Annotated in this window: 13 protein-coding genes; 10 read left to right on the forward strand and 3 right to left on the reverse strand. The window is 59.9% G+C overall.

Annotation, left to right across the window (positions count from 1 at the left end; translation table 11 throughout):
• Positions 1–463 precede the first annotated feature (463 nt).
• The gene (locus K6T12_RS11735; protein ID WP_222222676.1) at positions 464–1,150 is read right to left on the reverse strand and encodes a CsiV family protein; all 687 of its coding nucleotides are present in this window, start codon (positions 1,148–1,150) and stop codon (positions 464–466) included.
• Between the two features lie 6 nt (positions 1,151–1,156).
• Entirely contained in the window at positions 1,157–4,594 is a 3,438-nt protein-coding gene (gene mfd / locus K6T12_RS11740; RefSeq protein ID WP_255611683.1) for a transcription-repair coupling factor, read from the reverse strand.
• A gap of 188 nt (positions 4,595–4,782) precedes the next feature.
• On the opposite strand from mfd, the gene K6T12_RS11745 reads away from it, so the two are divergent.
• From K6T12_RS11745 to sthA, 10 genes are all read left to right on the forward strand, one after another.
• Positions 4,783–6,216: a glyceraldehyde-3-phosphate dehydrogenase gene (locus tag K6T12_RS11745; RefSeq protein ID WP_222222680.1), complete on the forward strand. Its 1,434-nt coding sequence runs from the start codon at positions 4,783–4,785 to the stop codon at positions 6,214–6,216.
• A gap of 320 nt (positions 6,217–6,536) precedes the next feature.
• Complete coding sequence (locus tag K6T12_RS11750; protein ID WP_222222682.1) at positions 6,537–7,877, forward strand: Na(+)-translocating NADH-quinone reductase subunit A; 1,341 nt, start codon at positions 6,537–6,539, stop codon at positions 7,875–7,877.
• 4 nt (positions 7,878–7,881) lie between these two features.
• Positions 7,882–9,087 carry an NADH:ubiquinone reductase (Na(+)-transporting) subunit B gene (locus K6T12_RS11755; protein WP_222222684.1) on the forward strand — a complete coding sequence of 402 codons (1,206 nt, stop codon included), beginning with the start codon at positions 7,882–7,884 and terminating at the stop codon, positions 9,085–9,087.
• Positions 9,077–9,856 carry a Na(+)-translocating NADH-quinone reductase subunit C gene (locus K6T12_RS11760; RefSeq protein WP_222222686.1) on the forward strand — a complete coding sequence of 260 codons (780 nt, stop codon included), beginning with the start codon at positions 9,077–9,079 and terminating at the stop codon, positions 9,854–9,856. Before K6T12_RS11755 ends, K6T12_RS11760 begins: the two co-directional genes overlap by 11 nt.
• A gap of 3 nt (positions 9,857–9,859) precedes the next feature.
• Positions 9,860–10,519, forward strand: coding sequence for an NADH:ubiquinone reductase (Na(+)-transporting) subunit D (locus K6T12_RS11765; protein WP_222222688.1), 660 nt, complete (start codon positions 9,860–9,862; stop codon positions 10,517–10,519).
• Between the two features lie 2 nt (positions 10,520–10,521).
• Complete coding sequence (gene nqrE, locus K6T12_RS11770) at positions 10,522–11,130, forward strand: NADH:ubiquinone reductase (Na(+)-transporting) subunit E (protein WP_222222690.1); 609 nt, start codon at positions 10,522–10,524, stop codon at positions 11,128–11,130.
• 35 nt (positions 11,131–11,165) lie between these two features.
• Complete coding sequence (gene nqrF, locus K6T12_RS11775) at positions 11,166–12,392, forward strand: NADH:ubiquinone reductase (Na(+)-transporting) subunit F (protein ID WP_222222692.1); 1,227 nt, start codon at positions 11,166–11,168, stop codon at positions 12,390–12,392.
• A gap of 105 nt (positions 12,393–12,497) precedes the next feature.
• Positions 12,498–13,433 carry an FAD:protein FMN transferase gene (locus K6T12_RS11780; protein ID WP_255611685.1) on the forward strand — a complete coding sequence of 312 codons (936 nt, stop codon included), beginning with the start codon at positions 12,498–12,500 and terminating at the stop codon, positions 13,431–13,433.
• A gap of 10 nt (positions 13,434–13,443) precedes the next feature.
• Positions 13,444–13,683 (forward strand): (Na+)-NQR maturation NqrM, encoded by a 240-nt coding sequence (nqrM, locus tag K6T12_RS11785; RefSeq protein WP_222222696.1) that lies wholly within the window; start codon positions 13,444–13,446, stop codon positions 13,681–13,683.
• Between the two features lie 82 nt (positions 13,684–13,765).
• Positions 13,766–15,166 (forward strand): Si-specific NAD(P)(+) transhydrogenase, encoded by a 1,401-nt coding sequence (gene sthA, locus K6T12_RS11790; RefSeq protein ID WP_222222698.1) that lies wholly within the window; start codon positions 13,766–13,768, stop codon positions 15,164–15,166.
• A gap of 103 nt (positions 15,167–15,269) precedes the next feature.
• On the opposite strand, the gene K6T12_RS11795 is transcribed toward sthA, so the two are convergent.
• Positions 15,270–17,228, reverse strand: coding sequence for an acetoacetate--CoA ligase (locus K6T12_RS11795; RefSeq protein ID WP_222222700.1), 1,959 nt, complete (start codon positions 17,226–17,228; stop codon positions 15,270–15,272).
• Positions 17,229–17,594 lie beyond the last annotated feature (366 nt).

The following is a 17,594-nucleotide window of genomic DNA, read 5'->3' on the forward strand; positions in this document are numbered from 1 at the left end:
GAGGAGCCTCGTAGCAGCGAGCTCCGATCGCGACGGGATTGACTTGCTCCGGCGGGTGTCGCCCGCGGAGCGGGCTGCTGCGGATCACTGAACCCTGTGGCGGCGGGTACTGACCGCGACGGGGTTGGCCGAGTTCGCTGGGTGTCGCCCTCGGAGCGGGCTGCTGCGGATCACTGAACCCTGTAGCGGCGGGTTCTGATCGCGATGGGGTTGGCCAAGTTCGGTGGGTGTCGCCCTCGGAGCGGGCTGCTACGGACACTGAACCCTGTAGCGGCGGGTTCTGATCGCGATGGGGGTGGCCGGGTCCGGTGGGGTGTCGCCCTCGGAGCGGGCTGCTACGGATCACGGACCCTGTAGCCGCGGCTGGTATGCCATTATGGGGCCGGCTGAGAAGGGGCAGCAGGTGAAAAAACGAATTTTTCTGGCTGCGCCGATACGCTGTTGTCAGCTTGCAGCTTGCAGCTTACTGCGATGTCTTCTCCAGCGGTAGCATCAGCACCAGTACTCCCATCAGCGGGTGATCAAGATAATGCACTTCCTTGGAGCGCATGCGGCGGCCCTGGCGCAGGTTGACGGTCAGGAAGTCCGGGATATGCAGGCCGCTGTCAACATTCACGTGGCCGCTGTCGTCAGTGCCCTGCTGTTCGAACGAGCGCAGTACGCTGCTTTCGGCCGGGCTCAATCGACGGCTGTGATACAGGTCGGGCCGGAAGTGCAGGTAGCGCCCCTTGTCGACGGTGATGTAGCCGTCCAGTTCGTACAGGCCGTTATCCAGCACCTGGCCGGCGCGGATATGGACCGGCTGGGCATAGCGTTCGCTGGTCACCGGCTGGCGCCAGCTACCGTGGAACAGCACCCGGAAGCTGCTGTAGCTTTCGATGCGGCGCCGTTCGGCGATGAAGATCAGGTCGTCTTCCGGCAGCAGGGTGTAGGGGTGCTGCAGGCCGCCGGAGGGGCCGGCCAGCTCGACCGCGTCAGGCAGGCTCGGCACGCTGAGGGTTTCCGGCCAGAATTCGTCATCCAGCACGTCAGGATCTTCGTTGGCGAAGATCAGGACCTCAACCTGGTACCAGGGTGCTTCCTGGGCCCGGCCCGGCAGGCTCAGGATGAACAGGCAGAGAGTGAAGAGGGTGAGGGCTGCTTTTTTCATAGTTCCTTAGACCGCTAATTCGCCGAGCAGTTTTTCCATTGACCTGAAGCGCTGGTCGGGCTGGCCGAGATCGAGCGTGAAACGCAGCTTGTCGGCACCCTCCAGTTTATAGCGTTGTGGTTGATTTTGAACCATTTTTACCAAGGTCAGCGGATTGACTCGGGTGTCGCCGGCAAATTCGATGCGGCCACCCTGTTCGCCGGCATCCAGTTTGCTGATCCCCAGCTGCTCGGCGGTTAGCTTCAGTTTAGTCAGTCGGAACAGGTTTTTGAGCGATTCTGGCAATAATCCGAAGCGATCGATCATCTCGACCTGCAATTCGCGCAATGTGTCGTCGCTGCGCGCCGAGGCGATCCGCTTGTACATGATCAGCCGGGTGTGCACGTCCGGTAGGTAGTCGTCCGGAATCAGCGCCGGCAGCCGCAGGTTGATCTCGCTGCCGTGGCGTAGCGGCTGATCCATATTCGGGGCCTTGCCCGCCTTGATCGACTCGACGGCCTGCTCCAGCATCTCCATGAACAGGCTGAAGCCGACGGTCTGCATCTGGCCGCTCTGCTCCTCGCCGAGCAGTTCGCCGGCGCCGCGGATCTCCAGGTCGTGGGTGGCCAGGGTGAAGCCGGCGCCCAGGTCGTCGGCGCTGGCGATCGCTTCCAGTCGCTTGATGGCGTCTTTGGTCATCGCTTTCTGGTGTGGCGTCAGCAGGTAGGCGTAAGCCTGGTGGTGCGAGCGGCCGACGCGGCCGCGCAGCTGGTGCAGCTGCGCCAGGCCGAACTTGTCGGCCCGGTCGATGATGATGGTGTTGGCATTCGGCACGTCGATACCGGTCTCGATGATGGTGGTGCAGACCAGCAGATTGTGGCGCTTGTGGTAGAAGTCCGACATCACCTGCTCCAGCTCGCGCTCGCGCATCTGGCCGTGGCCGATGCCGATGCGTGCCTCGGGTACCAGCTCGGCCAGCTCGCGGGCCACCTTGTCGATGCTCTTGACCTCGTTGTGCAGGTAGTAGACCTGGCCGCCACGCAGCAGCTCACGCAGGATCGCTTCCTTGATCAGCGGGGTATCGCTCTGGCGCACGAAGGTCTTCACCGACAGTCGACGGGCCGGCGGGGTGGCGATGATCGACAGGTCGCGGATGCCGGACATCGCCATATTCAGGGTGCGCGGAATCGGCGTGGCGGTCAGCGTCAGGATATCGACCTCCGAGCGCAGCGACTTGAGCCGTTCCTTCTGCTGGACGCCGAAGCGGTGCTCTTCGTCGATGATCAGCAGGCCGAGGTTCTTGAAGTTGATATCGCTCTGCAACAGCTTGTGGGTGCCGATAACGATATCCACCTGGCCGGATTGCAGTTTGGCCAGGGTGCTGTCCTGCTGCTTGCCGCTGCGGAACCGCGAGATCAGTTCGATATTGACCGGCCAGTCGGCGAAGCGGTCGCAGAAGTTGTCGTAATGTTGCTGGGCCAGCAGGGTGGTTGGCACCAGGATCGCCACCTGGCGTCCGCTCTGGGCGGCGATGAATGCCGCTCGCATCGCAACCTCGGTCTTGCCGAAGCCGACGTCGCCGCAGACCAGTCGGTCCATCGGCTGCGGTGCGGTCATGTCGGCGACCACCGCGGTGATCGCGGCGGCCTGGTCGGGGGTCTCCTCGAACGGGAAGCCGGCGGCGAACTGGCGGTAGTGTTCATCCGGATTGTCGAACCGGAAGCCTTCGCGGGCGGCGCGACGGGCGTAGATGTCCAGCAGTTCGGCAGCGGCGTCGCGCGCCTTCTCGGCGGCTTTCTGCTTGGCTTTGCTCCACTGCTCGCTGCCCAGCTTGTGCAAGGGGGCCAGTTCGTCGCTGGCGCCGCTGTAACGGCTGATCAGGTGAAGTGTCGACACCGGCACGTACAGCTTGGCGTTATCGGCGTACTCCAGCATCAGGAATTCGTTGGCCTGGCCGTCCAGTTCGATGGTTTCCAGCCCCATGTAGCGGCCGACACCGTGGTCGATATGAACCACCGGGGCGCCGATGTTGAGCTCCGACAGGTTCTTGAACGCCTGGTCTGTCTGCTCCTGTTCGCGCGAGCGGCGTCGGCGCTGGAATACCTGGCGGCCGAACAGCTGGGTTTCGGTGATCAGGTGGGCGCTGCCTGGCAGGCTGAGGCCGCGCTCCAGCGGCGCCACGCAGATCGCCAGGTCGCTGTCGCCACCGATAAAATTCTGCCAGCCGCTGCTGTCGACGGGCTTGATGCCGTGGCGGCCGAACAGCTCGAGCAGTGCCTCGCGCCGGCCGGCCGATTCGGCGCAGAACAGCACCGGTCCGTCCCGCTCGGCCAGGAACTGCTGCAGGGCGCTGAGCGGATGCGAGGCTTTGGCGTCGACGGTCATATCCGGCATCGCCGTGCAGGCCAGGTTGTAGCGGCCTGCGCTGTCCGGCTGGCTATCGCCGGAGATCTGCAGACGGTTGTGCCGTTTCAGGGTGGCGAAGAACTCCTCGCTCGGTGTGAACAGCCTGTTTGGCGGCAGAATCGGGTTCTGGATGTCATAGCGGCGCTGTTCATGACGATTCTCGACCTCCTGCCAGAAGTCATTGACCGCCTGCTCCAGGTTGTCGCTGAAGATGATCTGGCAGTTGCCCGGCAGGTAGTCGAACAGGGTGGCGGTCTGCTGATAGAACAGCGGCAGGTAGTACTCGATGCCCGGCGGTGTCAGTCCGTTGCGCAGGTCCTGGTAGGTCGGGCAGTTGCGGTAATCGACATCGAAGGTCTCGCGCCAGCGCTGCAGGAAGCCGCTGATCGCGTCGCTGTCGAACGGGAACTCCTTGGCCGGCAGCAGGCGAACCTGTTCGATTTGCTCGATCGAGCGCTGGCTGTCCGGGTCGAAGGTGCGCAGGGTTTCGATCTCGTCGTCGAACAGCTCGATCCGGTAGGGCAGCGGACTGCCCATCGGGAAGATATCGATAATGGCGCCGCGCACCGCGAACTCGCCGTGCTCGTTAACGCTGTTAACGGCGTGGTAGCCGGCGTCGGTCAGCTGCTGGCGCAGTTTGTCCGGGTCCAGCTGCTGGCCGATATCCAGCGACAGGCTGTTGCCGGCCATGAAACTGGGTGGTGCCACCCGGTGCATCAGTGTGGTGGCCGGCACCAGCAGCACGCCCTGCTTGAGGCTCGGTAGCCGGTTCAGGGTGCTGATCCGTTCGGAGATGATGTCCTGGTGCGGCGAGAAGTTGTCGTACGGCAGGGTCTCCCAGTCCGGGAAATTAAGCAGTAGATCGCTGTCGTCGAGGAAGAATCCCGCTTCCAGCTGCAGTCGGGCGGCTTCGTCGCTGTCGCTGGCGATCACCAGGGTCGGTCCCTTATGACGGGTTGCTGCATCGGCGATCAGTAGGCCGCGGGCGGCGCCCTCTACCTGTCCAATCCGTTTCAGGTCGCCACTGCCGCTGGGCAGTGAGTAGGCCAGTTCAATCAACGTACGGTCTCCCGGTTCTTGCACCACGTTCGAGGCGGAATAGTGTAACTGCTCGTCGCCGGGAACGCATCGCTTGAGGTCGGCTGCCATGGGCCCAAAGTCTAGCGGAACGGTATTTGCCCGCGGATGCGGAAAAGGGGATAATGCGCGCACCCAAAATATACTCGTGACGATATTTGGAGCTACCTGTGAACCGAGAAGAAGTTTTCACCGACTGGAAAGAGCGCGAAGCGAAAGCCGAAGCGATGGTCCCTCTGATCGGCGGTCTGTACCGCGATCTTAATGTTGAGTCGTCCGTTTTCGGTCGACTGCTGATGAAGCGGTCGGTGATCGATATCCTGAAAGCGCATCGCTTCGTTCGCCAGGTGGAAGGTGAAGAACTGTCTGTTCACGATACCTACCCGGTATTGGAAACTATTAAAAAGCTGAACGTGCGCAATGCGCATGTGGATGTCGGCAAGCTGGCGGTGAAGTTCCGCAATGAAGGCAATGGCCGTGATCTGGAAGCGTTCTTGAAGGATGAGTTGGAAGATGCGATCGGTGCCGGCGAACGTGAGCCGACCGACGTCGTGCTGTACGGTTTCGGTCGTATCGGTCGTCTGCTGGCCCGTCTGCTGATCGAACGTACCGGTGGTGGTCAGGCGCTGCGCCTGCGTGCGATCGTGGTTCGCAAGGGTAATGCTGACAACGACCTGGAGAAGCGTGCCAGCCTGCTGCGTCGCGATTCCGTACACGGTTCCTTCAAAGGCACTATCCAGGTTGATGAAGAGAACCAGGCGCTGATCGCCAACGGCAACATGATCAAGGTGATCTTTGCCGACGCTCCGGATTCCATCGACTACACCCAGTACGGTATCAGCAACGCGCTGGTGATCGATAACACCGGTAAGTGGCGCGATGAGGACGGCCTGTCCCTGCACCTGCGCGCTACCGGTGTTTCCCGTGTGGCGCTGACCGCGCCGGGTAAAGGCATCAAGAACATCGTCATGGGCGTCAACGACGGCGATATCGAAGCGGACGACAAGATCCTGTCGGCGGCTTCCTGCACCACCAACGCAATCACGCCGGTACTGAAGGCGCTGTGCGATAAGTTCGGTGTCGAAAACGGCCACGTGGAAACCGTACACGCCTACACCAACGACCAGAACCTGATCGACAACTACCATAAAGGCGATCGCCGCGGCCGTGCGGCGGGGCTGAACATGGTATTGACCGAAACCGGCGCTGCCAAAGCGGTAGCCAAGGCGCTGCCGGAGATGGAAGGCAAGCTGACCGGTAACGCGATCCGCGTGCCGACACCGAACGTCTCCATGGCGATCCTGAACCTGAACCTGAAGTCCGAAACCAGCAAGGAAGAGCTGAACGCTTACCTGCGCGACGCTGCGCTGCACGGTCCGCTGCAGAAGCAGATCGACTACAGCAACTCGCCGGAAGCGGTTTCCACCGACTTCGTCGGCTCCCGCGCGGCGGGTGTGGTGGATGCGCTGGCGACTATCGTCAACGGTAACCGTTGCGTACTGTACGTCTGGTACGATAACGAGTTCGGTTACAGCTGCCAGGTGATCCGGATGGCTCAGAAGATGGCTCAGTGCACCTTGCCGGCATTCCCGAAGAACAAGTAAGTCATTGTTCTGATTGATCAAAAAAGCCGCTATTAGAGCGGCTTTTTTGTGCCTGAAATCATATATTATTAAAAATCATAATCTTATAAGATAACGATCTATTACAAGAAGCCCGCTGCCGCCCGAAACCTTCTGATTGCAAAGGGGGTTTGTAGAAAACGGGCCGGGCGCTCGGGTATACTTGTTCGGATTTTTGGGTGGGGTAATTCCGCCTCGGGCGAGAGGACAATGACGGTCTCTTTATATCAGAAAAAAGAGGAGAGGCCGGCATCAGCCCGTGGTGGGGTCCTGAAAAATTTTAATTGTGATTGGGTGAGGCGATGATCAAGATCAACAAAGGTCTGGATCTACCAATTACGGGCGCACCGGAGCAGTCTGTCAAGTCTGCGCCGGCGGTACGCACCGCCGCCGTGATCGGCCAGGATTATGTGGGCATGAAGCCCACTATGGCCGTCAAGGTGGGGGACCGCGTAAAGCTCGGTCAATTGATCTTTTCCGATAAGAAAACAGAAGGTGTTCAGTACACCGCACCGGCAGGCGGGGTGGTCAAAGCGATCAACCGTGGCGAGCGCCGGGTATTGCAGTCCGTCGTCATCGAGGTGGATGACAACGAGGAAGCGATCGAATTCAGTAAGTATCCGGCCGAACAACTGGCCAAGCTGTCACGCGAACAGGTTCAGCAGAACCTGGTCGAGTCCGGCGAATGGACGGCGCTGCGCACCCGTCCGTTCAGCAAGGTACCGCAGCCGGGCAGCGCGCCCAGCTCGATCTTCGTGACGGCGATCGATACCAACCCGTTGGCGGCCAAGCCGGAAGTGTTCATCGGTGAGCACCGCGAAGCCTTCGTGCATGGCTTGACCGTTCTGACCCGGTTGACCGACGGTGCGGTTCATCTGTGCAAGGCGGCCGGTGCCGATGTGCCGACCACCGAGGGCGTTACCGTACACGAATTCGACGGTCCTCATCCGGCCGGCAATGTCGGTACCCATATCCACTTCATCGATCCGGTTTCCCAGCAGAAAACAGTCTGGTCGATCGGTTACCAGGATGTGGTTGCCTTTGGCAAGCTGTTCACCACCGGCCGTATCTTCGTTGAGCGGATCGTGGCTGTAGCCGGTCCGCAGGTCGAAAACCCGGGCCTGGTGCGTACCCGAGTGGGTGGCTGCATCAGCGATACCATCGCCGGGATGACCAAGCCGGGCCAGAACCGTGTCATCAGCGGTTCCGTATGGAACGGCCGCACTGTCGACGAAGCGTTTGATTTCGTCGGCCGCTACGCCAACCAGATCAGTGTGCTGGCGGAAGGCAACCAGCGCGAGTTCATGGGCTGGCTGGTACCGGGTGCCGACAAGTTCTCGGTGCTGAATGTCTTCAGCTCCTTCCTGTCGTCCGGCAAGAAGTTCGACTTCACCACCACCACCAACGGTTCCGAGCGCGCCATGGTGCCGGTGGGTCAGTTCGAAGAGCTGATGCCGATGGATATCCTGCCGACCCAGCTGCTGCGTGCACTGGTAACCGGCGATATCGTGACCGCCATGCAGCTGGGGTGCCTGGAACTCGACGAAGAGGACCTGGCGCTGTGCACTTTTGCGTGCCCGGGCAAGTACGAATACGGTCCGATCCTTCGCGATAACCTGAGCCGTATTGAGAAGGAGGCCTGATAGCATGAGCCTGAGAAACATTCTCGATAAGATGGAACCGCACTTCCACAAGGGCGGTAAATACGAAAAGTGGTACGCGCTCTACGAAGCGGCAGACACCATTTTCTACACCCCGGGTTCAGTGACCAAGAGCGCGGCACACGTGCGTGACGCGGTTGACCTGAAGCGTATGATGATCCTGGTATGGATGTGTACCTTCCCGGCGGTTTTCTTCGGTATGTACAACGTCGGCCTGCAGGCCAATACCGCCATCGATGGCGGGCTGGCGGCGACTGAAGGCTGGCGCACTGCGCTGACCGGCGCGCTGGCCGGTTTCGACCCGAACAGCATCTGGGATAACATCATCCACGGTGCGATGTACTGGTTGCCGATCTACATCGTGACTTTCGTTGTGGGCGGTTTCTGGGAAGTGCTGTTCGCCATGAAGCGTGGTCACGAAGTTAACGAAGGTTTCTTCGTAACCTCGATCCTGTTCTCGCTGATTCTGCCGCCGACCATCCCGCTGTGGCAGGTGGCGCTGGGCATCAGCTTCGGCGTGGTGATCGGCAAGGAAGTGTTCGGTGGTACCGGCAAGAACTTCCTGAACCCGGCACTGACCGGTCGTGCGTTCCTGTTCTTCGCCTACCCGGCACAGATGTCCGGTGACGCGATCTGGACCGCGGTCGACGGCTTCTCCGGCGCGACCCCGCTGGGTCTGGCCGCGATGGGCGGTGTCGATGCGATCCTGGCGCAGAACATCACCTGGTTCGATGCCTTCGTGGGTACCATTCAGGGTTCCGTGGGTGAAGTTTCCACCCTGGCGATCCTGATCGGAGGTGGCGTGCTGGTGTTCGCCAAGGTTGCCGCCTGGCGTATCGTGGCCGGCGTGTTCGCCGGTATGGTCGGTATGTCGCTGCTGTTGAACCTGATCGGTTCCGAAACCAACCCGATGTTTGCGCTGCCGTTCTACTGGCACCTGGTGCTGGGTGGCTTCGCCTTCGGTATGTTCTTTATGGCGACCGATCCGGTCTCCGCGTCCATGACCAATACCGGCAAGTGGTACTTCGGTGCCCTGATCGGTGTGATGGTGGTGCTGATCCGAGTGGTAAACCCGGCATTCCCGGAAGGCATGATGCTGGCAATCCTGTTCGGTAACCTGTTTGCACCGCTGATCGACAACTTTGTCGTACAGGCAAACATCAAGCGGAGGATGGCACGTAATGTCGGCTAATAAAGACACTATCGCTAGAACGATTACCGTAGCGGTCCTGCTGTGCGTGATCTGCTCGGTGGTGGTATCCGCCGCCGCCGTGCTGCTGAAGCCGAAGCAGGTCGCCAACAAGGAACTGGACCGGAAAACCAACATCCTGGCGGCCGCCGGGATCTCCGATCCGAGCAAGTCGGTCGATGAGCTGTTCGCTCAGATCACCACCAAGGTGGTTGACCTGGAAAGCGGCAAGTTTACTGACGCGGTCGATCCGGCTACTTACGATGCCCGTAAGGCTGCCAAGGAGCCGTCGCTGTCGGTCAAGCTGAGCCGCGACCAGGATATCGCGTCCATCAAGCGTCAGGCCAAGTACATGCCGGTCTACCTGGTGGAGAAGGATGGTCAGCTTGAGAAAGTCATCCTGCCGGTACACGGCTACGGCCTGTGGTCCACCCTGTACGGCTTCCTGGCACTGGAAGGTGACCTGAACACGGTGGTCGGTCTGGGCTTCTACTCCCACGCCGAAACGCCGGGGCTGGGTGGTGAAGTGGACAACCCGGGCTGGAAAGCGCTCTGGCCGGGTAAGAAAGTCTACGCCGAGGGCTCCATGGATCCGGCACTGGGCCTGATCAAGGGTGCGGTCGATCCGAACGCACCGGGTGCCGAGCACCAGATCGATGGTCTGTCCGGCGCTACGCTGACCAGTAACGGTGTCACCAATCTGGTCAAGTTCTGGCTGGGTGAGAATGGTTATGCGCCGTTCCTCGCCAACCTGAAAGCAGGGGAGGTGTAAGCGATGTCTGCAGCTAAAGACGTACTGGTGAAACCGGTCGCTAAGAACAACCCGATTGCTCTGCAGATCCTGGGTGTCTGTTCGGCACTGGCGGTAACCTCCAACCTCAATACCGCGCTGGTAATGACGTTGGCGGTAATCTCGGTAACCGCGTTTTCCAACCTGTTCGTATCGATTATCCGTAATCAGATTCCGAACAACATTCGTATCATCTGCCAGATGACCATCATCGCGTCACTGGTAATCGTGGTCGACCAGATCCTTAAGGCGTTTGCCTACGACATCTCCAAGCAGTTGTCGGTATTCGTCGGACTGATCATCACCAACTGTATCGTTATGGGTCGCGCCGAAGCCTTCGCCATGCAGAACCCGCCGGGGATCAGCTTCATGGACGGTATCGGTAACGGTCTGGGCTACGGCCTGGTATTGATGTTCGTCGGCTTCTTCCGTGAGCTGTTCGGCTCCGGCAGCCTGTTCGGCGTCGAGATCCTGCCGCTGATCACCGAGGGTGGCTGGTACCAGGCGAACGGCCTGCTGCTGCTGCCGCCGAGTGCGTTCTTCCTGATCGGCATTTTCATCTGGATCATCCGTACCTGGGATCCGTCCCAGGTGGAGAAGCCGGAGTTCGAATTGGCCGCTAACAGCAAGAAGGAGGCTGCGTAATCATGGAACAGTACATCAGCCTCGCCGTTAAGGCGATCTTCGTTGAAAACATGGCGCTGGCCTTCTTCCTCGGGATGTGTACCTTCCTGGCGATCTCCAAGAAGGTACAGACCGCGCTGGGCCTGGGTATCGCGGTTATCGTGGTACTGGCGATCACCACCCCGGTCAACAACCTGATCTACAACCACCTGCTGCGCGAAGGCGCATTGGCGTGGGCCGGCTATCCGGAAGTTGACCTGAGCTTCCTGGGTTATATCTCCTACATCGGCGTTATCGCGGCGATCGTACAGATCCTGGAGATGTTCCTGGATAAGTACGTACCGGCGCTGTACAACGCACTGGGGGTATTCCTGCCGCTGATCACCGTAAACTGCGCCATCATGGGTGCTGCGCTGTTCATGGTAGAGCGCGACTACACCTTCGGTGAGTCCGTGGTCTACGGCATCGGCGCGGGCACCGGCTGGGCGCTGGCGATCACCGCCCTGGCGGGTATCCGTGAGAAACTGAAATACAGTGACGTACCGGCGGGCCTGCGTGGCCTGGGTATCACCTTCATTACCGTAGGTCTGATGTCGCTGGGCTTCATGTCTTTCTCCGGCGTACAGCTGTAAGCCGTCGGGCATGATCAACTGAAGGATTAAAGCTTATGAATGCAGAAATCGTTCTCGGCGTTGTCATGTTTACCGCGGTGGTGCTTGCACTGGTCGCGGTAATCCTGGCAGCCCGTTCGAAACTGGTAGCCTCCGGCGATGTTCATATCAACATCAACAACGATCCGGATAAAAGCATCACCGTACCGGCCGGCGGCAAGCTGCTGCAGACGCTGGCCGGCGCCGGTATCTTCGTACCGTCCGCCTGTGGTGGTGGTGGTACCTGCGCACAGTGTAAGTGCCAGGTGATGCAGGGCGGCGGTTCCATGCTGCCGACCGAAGAGTCCCACTTCACCATGCGTGAAGCCAAAGATGGCTGGCGCCTGTCCTGTCAGGTTGCTGTCAAGCAGGATATGGAGATCGAACTCGAAGAGGAGATCTTCGGCGTTAAGAAGTGGGAGTGTACCGTCGAGTCCAACCCGAACGTGGCGACGTTCATCAAGGAGCTGACGCTGCGTCTGCCGGAAGGCGAGAACGTCGACTTCCGCGCCGGTGGTTACGTCCAGCTGGAAGCGCCGCCGCACGAAGTGCACTACAAGGACTTCGAGATCCAGGAGGAGTACCGCGAGGATTGGGACAAGTTCAACCTGTGGCAGTATGTCTCCCGGGTTGAAGAGCCGGTGATCCGCGCCTACTCGATGGCGAACTATCCGGAAGAGAAGGGTATTGTTAAGTTCAATATCCGTGTCGCATCGCCGCCGCCGGGTACCAACCACCCGCCGGGCCAGATGTCCTCCTATGTGTTCAGCCTGAAGCCGGGTGACAAGATCACCGTGTACGGACCGTTCGGTGAATTCTTCGCAACCGAAAACGATTGCGAGATGGTGTTCATCGGTGGTGGTGCCGGTATGGCGCCGATGCGTTCACACATCTTCGACCAGCTGAAGCGTCTGAACTCCAAGCGCAAGATCTCCTTCTGGTACGGTGCGCGCTCGCTGCGCGAGGCGTTCTATACCGAAGAGTACGATCAGCTGCAGGAGGAGAACGACAACTTCAAGTGGCATCTGGCGTTGTCCGATCCGCTGCCGGAAGATAACTGGGACGGCATGACCGGCTTCATCCACAACGTGCTGTACGAAAACTATCTGAAGGACCACGAGGCGCCGGAGGATTGCGAGTACTACATGTGTGGACCGCCGATGATGAACGCCGCCGTGATCCAGATGCTGCTGGATCTGGGCGTCGAGCGTGACAATATCTACCTCGACGACTTCGGTGGTTAATCACGAATGCGTTGTTTCCTGAACATTGCATTTGAACGGCTGGCAGCTTTGCTGCTGGCCGTTTTGTTTTTGGCCGGCTGTAACAGTTTCGATTCCGAGCAATTGATGTCCGTTAACGGGCTGACCATGGGCACCGGTTATACTGTCAAATGGGTTGGCCAGGACCCGCAGGCGGTTACCGAGCTGCATGGCCGGATCGACCAGCAGCTGCAGGCGATCAACGACAGCATGTCGACCTATATCGACAGCTCGGAGTTGTCCCGCTTGAACCGGACGCCGCAGGGGGAGTGGTTCGCGCTGTCCGCCGAACTGTTCGAGGTGCTGTTGCTGGCTCGACAGATCAGTGAACAGTCGGCCGGTCAGTTCGATCCGACCGTCGGGCCGTTGGTCAACCTGTGGGGCTTCGGCCCGGACGGCCGTGTCGAGCGGGCGCCTTCGGACGCCGAGATTGAAGCGCGCCGCGGGCGGATCGGTTACCAATTCCTGGAACTGGACACTGCAAAACGACGGGTACGCAAGCAGCGTGACCTTTACGTTGATCTTTCCGCCATCGCCAAAGGCTACGGGGTTGATATAATTGCCCGGTTGCTCGAGGAGAATGGTATCGACCGTTACCTGGTGGAGATCGGCGGTGAATTGCGGGTCAAAGGTAGTAAGCCCGACGGCAGCAGTTGGCGGCTGGCGATCGAAAGCCCCGACAGTGCCGGGCGCTCGGTGCATAACGTGATCGAGCTTGGCCAGGGTGGGATCGCCACCTCCGGTGATTACCGCAACTATTTCGAGCAGGATGGGGTGCGTTTCTCCCATACCATCGATCCGCATACCGGTCGGCCAGTGGTGCATAAGCTGGCGTCTGTGACGGTCATTGCCGACAACTGTGCGGCCGCAGACGCTTATGCGACCACGCTGCTGGTGATGGGTGAGGAGCGCGGCTATGCATTCGCCCTGGAGCAGGGGCTCGACGCCTATTTTATCGTCAAGGCGGCCGATGGGTTTGAAACCCGTTATACCCCTGGATTCAACAACTACTTAAAACATTAGGAGTACAGCCATGGAAGTGATGATTCTGACCTTCGTGGTGCTGATGATCCTGATTATCGGGATGTCCGTCGGCGTGCTGATGGGCCGTAAGCCGATCGCCGGTTCCTGCGGCGGTATGGCCGCCCTGCAGATGGACACCGCCTGCACCATCTGTGGCGGTAATCCGCAGAAATGCGAAGAGGAACAGGAGCGTCAGCGGACCGCCGATGTCGAAGCCGACCTGTCCTACGAAGTTAAGGCTAAAGGCTAATCGAATGGTGCCCCATCTGGGGCACCATTCGCATAAAATACTTAAAAAATAACGGGATAACCATAGAACTAAGGGGATAGTAATGGCTGTATACGACTACGATGTGATCGTGATCGGTTCGGGTCCTGCCGGCGAAGGCGCCGCAATGAGCGCGTCCAAAGCGGGGCGTCGCATTGCGGTGGTGGAAGCGCAGGATGCCGTCGGCGGCAACTGTACGCATAAAGGCACTATCCCCTCGAAGGCGTTGCGTCACTCGGTACGCCAGATCATCGAGTTCAATACCAACCCGATGTTCCGTGATATCGGTGAGCCGCGCTGGTTCTCCTTCCCGAAGGTGCTCAAGCGCGCCGAGAAGGTGATGTCCAACCAGGTTATGCTGCGCACCAATTTCTATGCCCGTAACCGTTGCGACGTGTTCTTCGGCCAGGCCGAATTCGTCGATGCGAACACGGTGCTGGTAAAAGGAACCGCCAAGGGTGATGAAACCCTGCGTGCCAAGAATATCATCATCGCTACCGGCTCCCGTCCCTACGTGCCGAGCGATATCGATTTCCACCATCCGCGGATCTATAACTCCGATACCGTGTTGAAGCTGGAGCACACGCCGCGCACCATGATCATCTACGGCGCCGGGGTGATCGGCTGCGAGTACGCCTCCATCTTCAGTGGCCTGGGGGTCAAGGTCGATCTGATCGATACCCGCGACCGTCTGTTGTCGTTCCTGGATGGCGAGATCTCCGACTCGCTCAGCTACCACCTGCGCAACAACGCGGTCAAGATTCGTCACAACGAAGAGTACGACAGTGTTGAAGGTGACAGTCACGGGGTCACCCTGAGCCTGAAGTCGGGCAAGAAGATCCGCGCCGATGCGTTCCTGTGGTGTAACGGCCGAACCGGTAACACCGACGGCCTGGGGCTGGAGAAGGTCGGCCTGGAAGCCAACAGTCGTGGCCAGATCGAGGTGGACGAGCACTACCGCACTAGTTGCGAAGGTGTTTATGCGGTGGGTGACGTGATCGGCTGGCCGAGCCTGGCCTCGGCGGCGCTGGATCAGGGCCGTGCGGCGGCAGCCGATCTGACCGACGGCGAAGATTTCCGCTATATCAATGAAGTGCCGACCGGCATCTACACCATCCCGGAGATCAGCTCGATCGGTAAGACCGAGGAGGAGCTGACCGCCGAGTGCGTGCCTTACGAAGTGGGCCAGGCGTTCTTCAAGGATACCGCGCGGGCGCAGATCTCCGGCCAGCCGGTCGGTATGCTGAAAATCCTGTTCCACCGCGAAACCCTGGCGATCCTCGGCATTCACTGTTTCGGTGACCAGGCGTCCGAGATCGTCCATATCGGCCAGGTGGTGATGCGCCAGGAAGGGGAGGCCAACACCATCAAGTACTTCATCAATACCACCTTCAACTATCCGACCATGGCGGAAGCCTACCGGGTAGCGGCAATCGCCGGCCTTAACCGGGTTGCCAATCTGTAAGAGTTAGCCGCTCTTCAGTGATCTATGGAAAAACCACCTTCGGGTGGTTTTTTGTTAGCCATGAGCAAACAGTATTGAACATACAGTTGCCCGCTTGCCGCTCTCATTCCTGCAGTTCCGGCAGCTCTTTGAACAGCTCCAGTGCTTCTGGATTGGCCAGCGCGTCGCGGTTTTTCACCGGCCGTCCGTGCACCACGTGGCTGACCGCCAGCTCGACGATCTTGCCGCTGAGGGTGCGCGGAATGTCCGCCACCGGAATGATCTTGGCGGGAACATGACGTGGCGTGCAGTGGCTGCGGATGGTCTGTCGGATTTGTTCGGCCAGCTGCTCGTTGAACTGATAGCCCTGCTTCAGGCGAATGAACAACACTATCCGCACGTCGTCCTGCCACTGCTGGCCGATGGCAAGGCTCTCCAATACCGCATCAACCTGTTCTACCTGACGGTAGATCTCGGCGGTGCCGATGCGCACGCCGCCGGGATTCAATACGGCGTCGGAGCGACCATGGATGATCAGTCCGCCATGCTCGGTCGGTTCGGCATAGTCGCCATGGGCCCAGACGTTGTCGAAGGTGGCGAAATAGGCCTCCCGATACTTGCTGCCGTCGGCGTCGTTCCAGAAGCCGATCGGCATCGACGGGAACGGTTTGACGCACACCAGTTCGCCTTTTTCGCCACTGCCGGCTGCGATGGGCTGGCCATTGTCGTCATAAACCTCCACCGCCATGCCGAGTCCGCGGCACTGCAGCTCGCCTGCATACACCGGCAGGACCGGGCAACCCAGCGCAAAGCAGGAGACGATATCGGTGCCGCCGGAGATCGACGACAGGCACAGCTCGGCCTTGATATCGCGGTAGACGTAATCGTAGCTCTCAGGGGCGAGGGGCGAGCCGGTGGACAGCATGGCCTTGAGCGGCTCTAGCCGATGGCTCTGTCCGGGTTTAACGCCGGCTTTTTCCAGCGCCGCGATGTACTTGGCGCTGGTGCCAAATATCGAAATGCCTTCTTCTTCGGCCATATCCCAGAGCACGTCGGGTGTGGGCGCAAAAGGAGAGCCGTCGTACAGTAGCACGGTGGCGCCGGTCGCCAGCGCGCTGACCAGCCAGTTCCACATCATCCAGCCGCAGGTGGTGTAGTAGAAGATCACGTCATCACGCGTCACATCGGTATGCAGGGCGTGTTCTTTCAGGTGCTGCAGCAGGGTGCCGCCAACGCCGTGTACGATGCACTTGGGCACGCCGGTGGTGCCGGACGAGTACAGGATATAGAGCGGGCTGGCAAAGGGGACCTGGTTGAAGTCGATCTCGTTGGCGGTGAGGTCGACGAAGTCTGACCACAGCCGGGCATTCGGCAGGGCGCTGATATCCGGCTGCGGGTGAAGGTAGGGGTGCACCACCAGTTGTTCGATATCCGGCAGCTGCTGAAGAATACCGGCCACCCGTTGCAGCGAGTCGATTGTTTTGCCGCCATAGTGGTAGCCGTCGCTGCAGAACAGCACTTTGGGCTGGATCTGGCCGAAACGGTCCACCACGCCGTGGATGCCGAAATCCGGCGAACAGGAGGACCAGGCGGCGCCGATACTGGCGGTAGCCAACATGGCGATAACCGTTTCGATGCAATTGGGGACGAAACCGGCGACCCGGTCGCCTTCGTCTACGCCCGCTTTGCGCAGTGCGCTGGCCAGTTGCGCAACCTGCAGGTAGAGCTCGGCGTAGCTCAGGCGTTTGCGCTGGCCGGCCTCGTTACGGAATACCAGTGCGGTTCGGTCGTCGCGGTGGCGCAGCAGATTTTCGGCGAAGTTGAGCCGGGCATCGGGAAACCAGCGGGCGCCGGGCATCCTGTCGCCATCGACCAGCACCCGGGTGCCTTTTTCGGTGGCACGGACCTGGCCGTAGTCCCAGATCATCGACCAGAATGCTTCCGGGTTGTCGATGCTCCAGCGGTGTAGCTCGGTATAGTCGCCGATCCGGCTGTTATGGCGTTGGTTGACCTGCCGGATAAAGTCGCTGATGTTGGCTTGTGCGCAGCGTTGCTCGCTGGGACGCCATATCGGGACCGCCATAGGTTACCCTCCCGCACCTGCTAATCATGGTTATAAGATTAGATGAACGGCCGGAGGTACGGTCGGTTGTTGGCGCTGCGCGGCCTGGGGGTGTTCCAGTGCGCCGCTGCGGTAGGTGGTAAAAGCCGGGCGGGCGCTACATAGTCCTGGCCGACTGAAGCCAGCCTGCCGTGCCTGGCTGTACTGATTCCGAATAATTAAAAAAGCCGGCGATTGCCTAATGCCGATCAGTTAAGCTCATTTAGCCGCTGATTCTGCGAAAGAAAATCCGGAATCCTTAGGCAGGATTCCGGATTTTTTCTTTTCGAAGATTTCAGGGGAAAAGTCGAACTGGACCATATAGGCTGGTAACTCTGGTTGTCGTGC

The sequence above is a fragment of the Marinobacterium arenosum genome (genome assembly GCF_019795155.1).
Taxonomy (GTDB): Bacteria; Pseudomonadota; Gammaproteobacteria; order Pseudomonadales; family Balneatricaceae; genus Marinobacterium_C; species Marinobacterium_C arenosum.

Coding starts and splice junctions, on each gene's coding strand:
- K6T12_RS11735 (WP_222222676.1), bottom strand. CDS start 1,150: ATGAAAAAAGCAGCCCTCACCCTCTTCACTCTCTGCCTGTTCATCCTG.
- K6T12_RS11750 (WP_222222682.1), top strand. CDS start 6,537: ATGATCAAGATCAACAAAGGTCTGGATCTACCAATTACGGGCGCACCG.
- K6T12_RS11755 (WP_222222684.1), top strand. CDS start 7,882: ATGAGCCTGAGAAACATTCTCGATAAGATGGAACCGCACTTCCACAAG.
- K6T12_RS11760 (WP_222222686.1), top strand. CDS start 9,077: ATGTCGGCTAATAAAGACACTATCGCTAGAACGATTACCGTAGCGGTC.
- K6T12_RS11765 (WP_222222688.1), top strand. CDS start 9,860: ATGTCTGCAGCTAAAGACGTACTGGTGAAACCGGTCGCTAAGAACAAC.
- nqrE (WP_222222690.1), top strand. CDS start 10,522: ATGGAACAGTACATCAGCCTCGCCGTTAAGGCGATCTTCGTTGAAAAC.
- nqrF (WP_222222692.1), top strand. CDS start 11,166: ATGAATGCAGAAATCGTTCTCGGCGTTGTCATGTTTACCGCGGTGGTG.
- K6T12_RS11780 (WP_255611685.1), top strand. CDS start 12,498: ATGTCCGTTAACGGGCTGACCATGGGCACCGGTTATACTGTCAAATGG.
- nqrM (WP_222222696.1), top strand. CDS start 13,444: ATGGAAGTGATGATTCTGACCTTCGTGGTGCTGATGATCCTGATTATC.
- sthA (WP_222222698.1), top strand. CDS start 13,766: ATGGCTGTATACGACTACGATGTGATCGTGATCGGTTCGGGTCCTGCC.
- K6T12_RS11795 (WP_222222700.1), bottom strand. CDS start 17,228: ATGGCGGTCCCGATATGGCGTCCCAGCGAGCAACGCTGCGCACAAGCC.